Below are 8510 nucleotides of genomic sequence, written 5' to 3'. Positions count from 1 at the left end.
CGCCGGGCGGGAGCCAGGCGCGGGCGGCGGCGCGCAGGGTGACCGGGTCGCGCGGCTCGGTGATCGCGGCGACGAGCAGTTCGCTGCCGAACGCGAACTGGCCGGGCACGGTGTAGGCGGCGGCCTCGCCGGGCGCGAGATGGTACATCGGCCGGACCAGCGGGGTGCCGTCGGCGGCGTGGTGGTTCATGGTGTGCAGGTAGGGGACGAGCCGGTGCCGGTCGCGCAGCGCCCCGGTGATCGCGGCGCGCGGTTCGGGCGCGTACGCCCACGGCTCCTTGACCAGGAACGGGTTGTTGCCCGAGTGCAGCCGCAGGATGGGGGAGTAGACGCCGAGCTGGATCCAGCGGGCGGTGAGCTCGTCGTCGCGGACGCCGCCGTAGTGGCCGCCGATGTCATGGCTCCACCAGCCGTAGCCGATGTTGGCGGCGGTGGCGGTGAAGTACGGCTGGAACCGCAGCGAGTCCCACGACACGACGGTGTCGCCGGAGAACCCGATGGGGTAGCGGTGGCTGCCGGGCCCCGCGTAGCGGGAGAAGGTGAGCGGGGCGCGGCCGTCGCGGCCCGAGTCGAGGTAGTGCAGGTGGTTGAGCATCCAGAGCGGGTCGACGCCGGGGACGCGGGAGTGCGGGCCCTGCTGCCAGTCGATCCACCAGAAGTCGACGCCCTGGGCCTCCAGCGGGTGGTGGAGGTGGGTGAAGTAGGCGTCGGCGAAGGCCCGGTCGGTGATGTCGAAGGCGACGGGACGGCCGGTGTCGGGGTCGATGCCGAGGGCGTCGGCCATGGCGGGGTAGGCGTCCTCGAAGGCGCGGACCCCGTCGGCGGGGTGGACGTTCAGGGTGACGTGCAGGCCGCGCCGGTGCAGGTCGTCGAGGAAGGCCTTGGGTTCGGGGAACAGGGCGGGTTCCCAGGAGTAGCCGGTCCATCCGGTGCCGTACTGCTCGGGGACGGAGTCGACGCGGTGCCAGTCCATGTCGATGACGGCGACGGAGAACGGGATCCGCTCCTGGTCGAACCGGTCCATGAGGGCCAGGTACTCGGTGTCGCTGTAGGCGTGGTAGCGGCTCCACCAGTTGCCGAGGGTCCAGCGGGGCAGGAGCGGCGGGCGGCCGGACAGCCGGTAGAAGGCGTCCAGGGCGGCGGGGTAGTCGTGGTCGTAGGCGAAGACGTAGAGGTCGGTGCGGCCCGGCGTGCGGGTGCCGATCCAGCCGTCGTCCTCGAACAGCATCGAGGCGGAGTCGTCGAGGACGGCGACGCCGGTCTTGGAGACGACCCCGCTGTCGAGGGGGATGGCGCCGTCGGCGCGGTCCAGGGTGCGGGCGGTGCCGCCGAGGTCGGCGGGGGCGTCGCCGTAGCGCCAGGTGTTCTGCCAGCCGTCGCCGCGCAGCACCGTGACCGACAGCCCGCTGGGGGAGAAGGGCCGGCGGTCGTAGGAGAGCCGGAACCGGGCGGTCGTCAGCTCCAGGAACGCGCCGTCGTCGTGGACGGTGAAGTCGGGCGGGGGCGCGGTCCGGTCGAGGGCGAGGCTGGAGGCGCGGTCTTCGAAGCCGCCGTCGTCCGACCATTCGAGCCGGACGAGCCCGTCGGTGATGACGGTGATCCGCCAGTGCTCCCCCTGGACGGTCGCTCCGGGGGAGGGGAGTGGCCGGGTGGGCAGTCGGCGAGCTGCGGACATGACGTCGGATCCCCTTGATCGGCTGTGGGGACGTCACGCTACACGGATCATCGGCCGAGGGTGCCGGGCCACGCGGCCCGGCACCCCCTACCCTCGTTCGGGCCTACCGCGTCGAGCCCGCGGCCGGTTCGTAGGAGTGGAACTCCATCGTGTAGGAGCCGCGGCCCGAGGTGCGTCCGCGCAGGTCGCCGACGTACCCGAACAGTTCGGCGAGCGGGACGAGCGCCTCGACGGTGCGGGCGCCCGACCGTTCGCCGAGCGTGCGGATCCGGCCCCGGCGGGAGCCGAGGTCGCCGATCACGTCGCCCAGGTGCTCCTCGGGGACGATCACCTCCACCGCCATGACGGGTTCGAGCAGGACGGGCCCGGCCAGGGCGGCGGCCTCCCGGAAGGCGGCCGCGCCCGCGACCCGGAAGGCGAGTTCCGAGGAGTCGTTGACGTGGAAGTCGCCGTCGGTGAGGGTGACGCGCACGCCGGTGACCTCGTGGCCTGCCAGGACCCCCTCGCGGAGGGCGTCCTGGCAGCCGAGGTCGATCGACGGGATGTACTCGCGCGGGACGCGGCCGCCGGTGATCTGGTTCACGAACTCGTACGGGACGTCGGGGAGCGGTTCCAGCATGAGCTGGACCCGTGCGTACTGTCCCTTTCCTCCCGTCTGTTTGCGGTGGGTGTAGGTGTGGCGTTCGGTGCCGCGGGTGATCGTTTCCTTGTAGGTGACGCGGGGGCGTCCGCTGACGGCGGCCACGCCGAACTCGTCCTCCATCCGGTCGAGCAGGATCTCCAGATGGAGTTCGCCCATGCCGCCGAGGACGGTCTGGCCGGTGACGCGGTCGGTGCGGACGCGGAAGGAGGGGTCCTCCTCCGCGAGGCGGGCGAGCGCGTGGGCGAGCCGGTCGTGATCGTCGGTGGAGCGCGGTTCGACGGCGATCTCGAGCACGGGGTCGGGGAAGTCGAGGGACTCCAGGACGACCGGGTGGCCGGGATCGCAGAGGGTTTCGCCGGTGGTGGTCTGCTTGAGGCCGACGGCCGCGACGATCTCGCCGGCGTGGGCGGTGGTGGTCTCCTCTCGTTTGTCGGCGTGCATCCGGTAGAGCTTGCTGATGCGTTCGGCGCGCTGCTTGTTGGCGTTGTGGACAGTGTCCCCGGTGGTGAGGGTTCCGGTGTAGAGGCGCAGGAAGGTGAGCCTGCCCAGATGCTGGTCGGTGTGGATCTTGAAGGCCAGCGCGGTGAGGGGTCCCTGGGTGTCGCCTCGGTCGCCGGGTGCGGGGAGGTAGCGGACGATGGCGTCCAAGAGGGGCTGGATGCCCTTGTTCTTGAAGGCCGAGCCGCACAGGACGGGCGTGAGGGTCGGTCCGTCCTGGGCGAGGGTGGCGCGCCTGATGGCGGCGTGGAGTTGCCGTTCGGTGGGCTGTTCTCCGTTCAGGTAGGCGGTCAGGACGGTTTCGTCGTGGTCGGCGAGGGTCTCGATGAGACGGGCGCGCCGGTGGGCGGCCTGTTCCCGCAGGTGTTCGGGGATCGGGGCGGTGCTGTAGGCGTCGCCGAGCGGGGTGTCCGGCCGCCAGAGCAGCGCGGTCATGGTGATGAGGTCGATGACGCCGGTGAAGTCGGCTTCCGCTCCGATGGGGAGCTGGAGGACGAGCGGGACGGCGGCCAGGCGTGCGGCGACGGCTTCGACGCAGGCGTGGAAGTCGGCGCCGGGCCGGTCGAGTTTGTTGACGAAGCAGATCCGGGGCAGCCGGTACCGGTCGGCCTGCCGCCAGACCGTCTCGGACTGAGGTTCGACCCCCGCGACCCCGTCGAAGACGGTGACGGCCCCGTCGAGCACCCGCAGGCAGCGTTCGACCTCGATGGTGAAGTCGACGTGGCCGGGCGTGTCGAGCAGGGTGATGCGGTGGTCGACGCCGTCGACGGTCCAGTGGCAGGTGGTGGCGGCGCTGGTGATGGTGATGCCGCGGGCGCGTTCCTGCCTGGTGTAGTCCATGGCGGTGGTGCCGTCGTGGACTTCGCCGATCTTGTGCGAGACGCCGGTGTAGTACAGGATCCGCTCGGTGGTGGTGGTCTTGCCCGCGTCGATGTGGGCCATGACTCCGATGTTGCGGAGGGTGGCGGTGCTGCGCGTCGTGGCGACCATGAGGGTTCCCGTTCTGTCTCGTAGGTGATCGGTCGTGGACCGAGTATCCGTTCGAGAAGATCGGGAGCGCGAGGGGTTTTCTGGCGGTCTGCCGGGGTGAGTGCTAGAGCAGGCGGTTTCGCAGGGCCCGGGTGTCGTCGTCGGTCCAGCCGTGGGCGGTGAGCCAGCGGGCGGGGCTGCCGTGCTCCTCGTCGAGGCGGGTGAGGAACTTGTCCATGATGGCGGCGTGCGGGATGTGGCTGTCGTCGGGGCGGCGGTCGAGGTCGTCGCGGTAGGTGGGGCTGGCGCGCAGGCGCGCGAGGATCTGGGTGATGCGCAGGCCGGTGGCGGCGTAGTCGTCGATGATGGCCTCGCGGGTGACGCCCGCGGTCTCGAGCGCGAGGGCGACGACGACGCCCGTGCGGTCCTTGCCCGCGGCGCAGTGGACGACGGCGGCGTGATCGTGGTGGGCGATGACGCGGAGCGCCGCGATGACGGAGTCGGGGCGGTCGCGGAGGTAGCCGCGGTAGAAGCCGACGCTGCGCCGGCCGTCCTCGTTGGTCTCGGTGCGGTGCTGCCAGGGGAGCACCCGGTCGCCGTCGACGGCTTCGGCGGGGTCGGCGTCGACGTCGGTGTGCGCGCCCACTTCGGTGAAGAGTGACAGGTGGTGGTGGACGACGTCGGGGTGGGCGGTGAGGGGGCCGGGGCCTTCGAGGCGGACTTCGGCCGCGCTGCGCAGGTCGATGACGTGGCGGAGGTCGAGCTCGGCGGTGAGGCGGCGGACGTCGTCGGGGGTGAGGTCCTGGAGGTTGTCGGAGCGGTAGAGGCGGCCGGTTCGGGTGGTGGAGCCGTCGGTGGTGGGGAGTCCGCCGAGGTCACGGACGTTGACGGCGCCGTCGAGGGTGATCCAGCGGGTGTGCGCGCTCATGATCGTGAGCCTACCTGGGTGTGGCGGGTATCATTCGGCGCGGGGCGGGACCCATCTTTTGAACGGGTTCAACTCTTCTGTACTGTGGGTGTGTGAGCGTTGCCCTGGGAGCCTCGAAACCGCTGGTGGTCCGTTCGGTGCCGGTGGAGGGGCCGGTCGATCTGATCGCCCGGCTGCCGCATCCTGCCGCGTTGGCGTGGATCCGCGGGGACGAGGGCCTGGTGGGCTGGGGCGAGGTCGTGCGGATCCGCCCGCCCGGCGGCGACGACCGGTTCGGGTGGGCGCGGCGGCGGCTCGACGCGCTGTTCGGCGCCGCGCGGGTCGAGGACTCCGTGGGGGTGCCGGGGTCGGGCCCGGTCGCGTTCGGGACGTTCGGTTTCGACGCCAAGAGCCCGGACAGCGTGCTGATCGTCCCGCGGACGGTGCTGGGGTGGCGCGACGGCCGGGCCTGGCTGACCACGATCGGCGAGCCGGACGGCCTGTCGCTGGTGCGTCCGGTCGAGGAGCCGGTGGGGATCGGCTGGACCGACGGCACGTTGACGGCCCCGGAATGGGGCGGCGCGGTCGCGGCGGCGGTGGAGCGGATCCGCGAGGGCCGTCTCGGCAAGGTGGTGCTGGCGCGGGACCTGTGGGCGCAGGCGGAACGTGCGCTGGACGCGCGGGTGCTGCTGCGCCGGCTGTCGGACCGGTTCCCGCAGTGCTACACCTTCGCGGTGGACGGCCTGGTCGGGGCCACCCCCGAGCTGCTGGTCCGCAGGTCGGGAGAGATGATCGAGTCGCTGGTGCTGGCGGGGACGACGCCGCGGGGCCGGGACGAGGCCGAGGACGCGGAGCTGGCGCGGCGGCTGCTGCGTTCGGCGAAGGATCTGGACGAGCACGCCTACGCGGCGACGATGGTGCGCGAGGCCCTGACCCCGCTCTGCGCCGAGCTGGAGGTGCCGGAGGCGCCGCGGCTGCTGCGGCTGGCGAATCTGCAGCATCTCGCGACCCCGGTCGAGGGCCGGCTGGGCGCGGAGCGGTCGGTGCTGGACGTGCTGGAGGCGCTGCACCCGACGCCCGCGGTCGGCGGAACCCCGACGGACGTGGCGCTGGACCTGATCCGCGAACTGGAAGTGATGGACCGGTCCCGCTACGCGGGCCCCGTCGGCTGGGTGGACGGCCGGGGTGACGGCGAGTGGGGGATCGCGCTGCGCTGCGCGCAGCTCGAGGGGCGGCGCGCCCGGTTGTTCGCGGGCTGCGGGATCGTCGCGGATTCGGTTCCGGCGGAGGAACTGGCGGAGACCCAGACGAAGTTCCTGGTGATGCGTGAGGCCCTCGAAGGCTGACCGCCCCCTCAAAGCGGGGGAAACAGTGCGGAAAGACTGCCCCGGCCTACGCTGATCGCGCTTTCGGGTGCTGGGGTGGCGGGTAGGGCCGTCAGTCCGGATCGCTGGAAGCGGGGGTGGGCCATGTCGGTCGTGGTGATCGTCGGCGCGGGTGTCATCGGGGAGTCGTGGGCGCGGCTGTTCGGGAGCGCGGGCTGGCAGGTGCGGGTGAGCGATCCCCGGCCTGACCTGGCGGAACTGGTCGACGCGCGGATCCCCGGCGCGGTCGCGGTGAGCGATCTGGCGGCCGCGCTGGAGGGCGCGGACTTCGTGCAGGAGTCAGGACCTGAGCGGATCGAGCTGAAGCACCGGCTGTTCGCGACGATGGCGGCGGGGACACGCGGCGACGTCGTGCTGGCCTCGTCGTCGTCCTCGCTGCTGCCGACGGCGATCGCGGAGGGCAGCCCGGCGGCCGACCGGATCCTCATCGGCCATCCGTTCAACCCGCCGGAGCTGATGCCGCTGGTCGAGGTGGTGCCCGGTGAGGCGACGGCGCCGAGCGCCGTGGCGCGCGCGGTGGAGGTGTACCGGAGCCTGGGGAAGGTGCCGGTCACCTTGAACAAGGAGGTGCCGGGGTTCGTCGGCAACCGGCTGCAGAAGGTGTTCAACGACCAGGCGATGTATCTGGTGCAGCAGGGCGTCATCGAACCGGAGGCGCTGGACGACCTGGTCAAGGCGTCACTGGGGCTGCGGTGGGCGACGACCGGGCCGTTCGAGGGGATGCGGCTGGGCGGCGGGCCCGAGGGGATCCGGCATCTGCTGGAGAACGTCGGCTCGCAGATGAATTTCGAGATCGGCAAGCCCGATCCGGCGCGGCTGGGCCCGGTGGTGGCGGCCGTCGACAAGGCTTACGGCAGTGACGCGTCGTCGTACGAGGCGCAGGTGACGGCCCGTGACCGCAGGACCCGGGCCGTCCTGGACGCCCTAGAGGGAGCCTGACGCGGGGTCGGCGGCCTCGCTGAGCTTGGCGATGAACGCGGCGACGGCCGGGTCGTGGCCCGCGGTGGCGGCGACCATGGCGATGAGCTGGCCGGACAGCCAGGGCACGAGGGCGTCCTTGGGGAGGGTGCGTTCCTGCAGCCAGGTGAGCAGGGCGCCTTCGCACGCCGCGATCCAGCAGCGCAGGGTGAGCAGCAGGAACGGGCTCGGGTCGGTGATCTCCAGCCGGTCGAGGACCTCCTTGACGGCGGCGTGGCGGACCTCGTCGACCAGGGCCGCGGTCTCGCTGGTCGCGATCACCGAGCCGGAGCGCAGCAGGGCGATGTACCCGGCGGCGCGTTCCTCGGCGAACGACACGAACTCGCCCATGGTGGCTTCGAGCTGGGCGAGGAGGTCGCCTTCGCGCTGGGTCTCGATCCGCTGGACGAGGTCGTCGACGGCCGTGCGCAGCGCCGCGACGTAGATCTCCTCGATGTTGGAGAAGTACCGGTAGACCAGCGCGCGGGAGACCTCGGCGTGGGCGGCGACGTCCTCCATGGTGACGCGCTCGGGGGTGTCGCTGCCGAACAGCTCGAGCGCGGAGTCGATGAGGGCCTGCTTGCGGTCCTCGGGCGCCATGCGGCGCGGGCGGTGTTCGGTGGCGGACGCCATGCGGTGGCCTTCGTTCACAGGTCGAGGGTGAGGTGGTCGTCCACTGCTCGGGAGACGCAGATCATCATCTCATCGGCGGTGCGCGCGGCGACGTGGTCGCGATGGTCTGGTCGGCCGGCCAGCACCCCGACCTTGCAGGTGCCGCAGAACCCCTGCCGGCAGGAGTAGGCCAGATCGGGGACGGCCTCGCTGATCGCGGCGAGCGCGGTGCGGTCGGCGGGGACCTCGACGGTGGTGCCGCGGCGGGCCAGCCGGACGGTGAACGGCTTGCCGTCCACGACGGGCGCGGGGGAGAACCGTTCGGACTGGAACGACAGGGCCCGGCCGTGGGCGGCGGTGCGGACCAGGTCGATGAGCGGCGCGGGCCCGCAGGCGTGGACCGTGACACCGGCGAGGTCGGCGAACGGCCCGCCCGTGGTGAACAGGCCGGGCGTGGGCGGTCCGTGCAGGTCGTCGGTGCGGACGGTGACACGGTCGCCGTGGGCGGCGAGATCGTCCAGGAACGGCAGGGACGTGCGGTCGCGGCCGAAGTAGAGCAGCCGCCAGTCGGCGCCGCGCCGCTCGGCGGCCTGGACCATCGGCAGGATCGGGGTGACGCCGATGCCGCCCGCGACGAACAGATGCCGTTCGGTGACGGCCAGGGGGAAGGCGTTGCGCGGGCCGGACAGGGTGAGGCGCTGCCCGTCGGCGAGGGCGTGGACCTCGCGGGAGCCGCCGTCGCCGTCGTCGAGGCGGCGGACGGCGATCCGGTAGGAGTAGCGGTCGCGGGGGTCGCCGCACAGGGAGTACTGGCGGGTGCGGCCCGAGGGCAGGTGCAGGTCGATGTGGCAGCCGGGCTGCCAG

The 8510-nt window shown here is 72.2% G+C and carries 7 protein-coding genes; 2 read left to right on the top strand and 5 right to left on the bottom strand.

Annotated features, from left to right (window positions below):
* From ACYVE7_RS24080 to ACYVE7_RS24070, 3 genes are all read right to left on the bottom strand, one after another.
* A partial coding sequence (locus ACYVE7_RS24080; RefSeq protein WP_460367443.1) for a glycoside hydrolase family 31 protein occupies positions 1–1675 on the bottom strand: 1675 nt, incomplete at its 3' end.
* 103 nt (positions 1676–1778) lie between these two features.
* Entirely contained in the window at positions 1779–3806 is a 2028-nt protein-coding gene (gene fusA, locus ACYVE7_RS24075; protein ID WP_460367441.1) for an elongation factor G, read from the bottom strand.
* A 103-nt stretch (positions 3807–3909) separates the two neighbouring features.
* A complete protein-coding gene (locus tag ACYVE7_RS24070) occupies positions 3910–4713 on the bottom strand; it encodes a tyrosine-protein phosphatase (protein ID WP_460367439.1) in 804 nt (267 codons plus the stop codon).
* Positions 4714–4805: 92 nt separating this feature from the next.
* Between ACYVE7_RS24070 and ACYVE7_RS24065 the strand changes: the two genes are divergently transcribed.
* A complete protein-coding gene (locus ACYVE7_RS24065) occupies positions 4806–6038 on the top strand; it encodes an isochorismate synthase (RefSeq protein WP_460367437.1) in 1233 nt (410 codons plus the stop codon).
* Positions 6039–6161: 123 nt separating this feature from the next.
* Positions 6162–7016 carry a 3-hydroxyacyl-CoA dehydrogenase NAD-binding domain-containing protein gene (locus ACYVE7_RS24060; RefSeq protein ID WP_460367435.1) on the top strand — a complete coding sequence of 285 codons (855 nt, stop codon included), beginning with the start codon at positions 6162–6164 and terminating at the stop codon, positions 7014–7016.
* Here the strand turns inward: ACYVE7_RS24060 and ACYVE7_RS24055 are convergent.
* Entirely contained in the window at positions 7002–7685 is a 684-nt protein-coding gene (locus ACYVE7_RS24055; protein ID WP_460367433.1) for a TetR/AcrR family transcriptional regulator, read from the bottom strand. The genes ACYVE7_RS24060 and ACYVE7_RS24055 overlap by 15 nt on opposite strands.
* Positions 7682–8510, bottom strand: an 829-nt coding sequence (locus ACYVE7_RS24050; protein WP_460367431.1) for a PDR/VanB family oxidoreductase, incomplete at its 5' end; no start/stop codon positions are given. The genes ACYVE7_RS24050 and ACYVE7_RS24055, both read right to left, overlap by 4 nt.

The organism is Actinocorallia lasiicapitis (genome assembly GCF_054778695.1).
Note: the sequence above shows the minus strand (reverse complement) of the source record. Positions and strands in the feature narration are given on the sequence as shown.

What these genes read in the sequence shown, in the direction of transcription:
- ACYVE7_RS24060 (WP_460367435.1), top strand. Translation starts at nt 6,162, where the DNA reads ATGTCGGTCGTGGTGATCGTCGGCGCGGGTGTCATCGGGGAGTCGTGG.
- ACYVE7_RS24070 (WP_460367439.1), bottom strand. Translation starts at nt 4,713, where the DNA reads ATGAGCGCGCACACCCGCTGGATCACCCTCGACGGCGCCGTCAACGTC.
- fusA (WP_460367441.1), bottom strand. Translation starts at nt 3,806, where the DNA reads ATGGTCGCCACGACGCGCAGCACCGCCACCCTCCGCAACATCGGAGTC.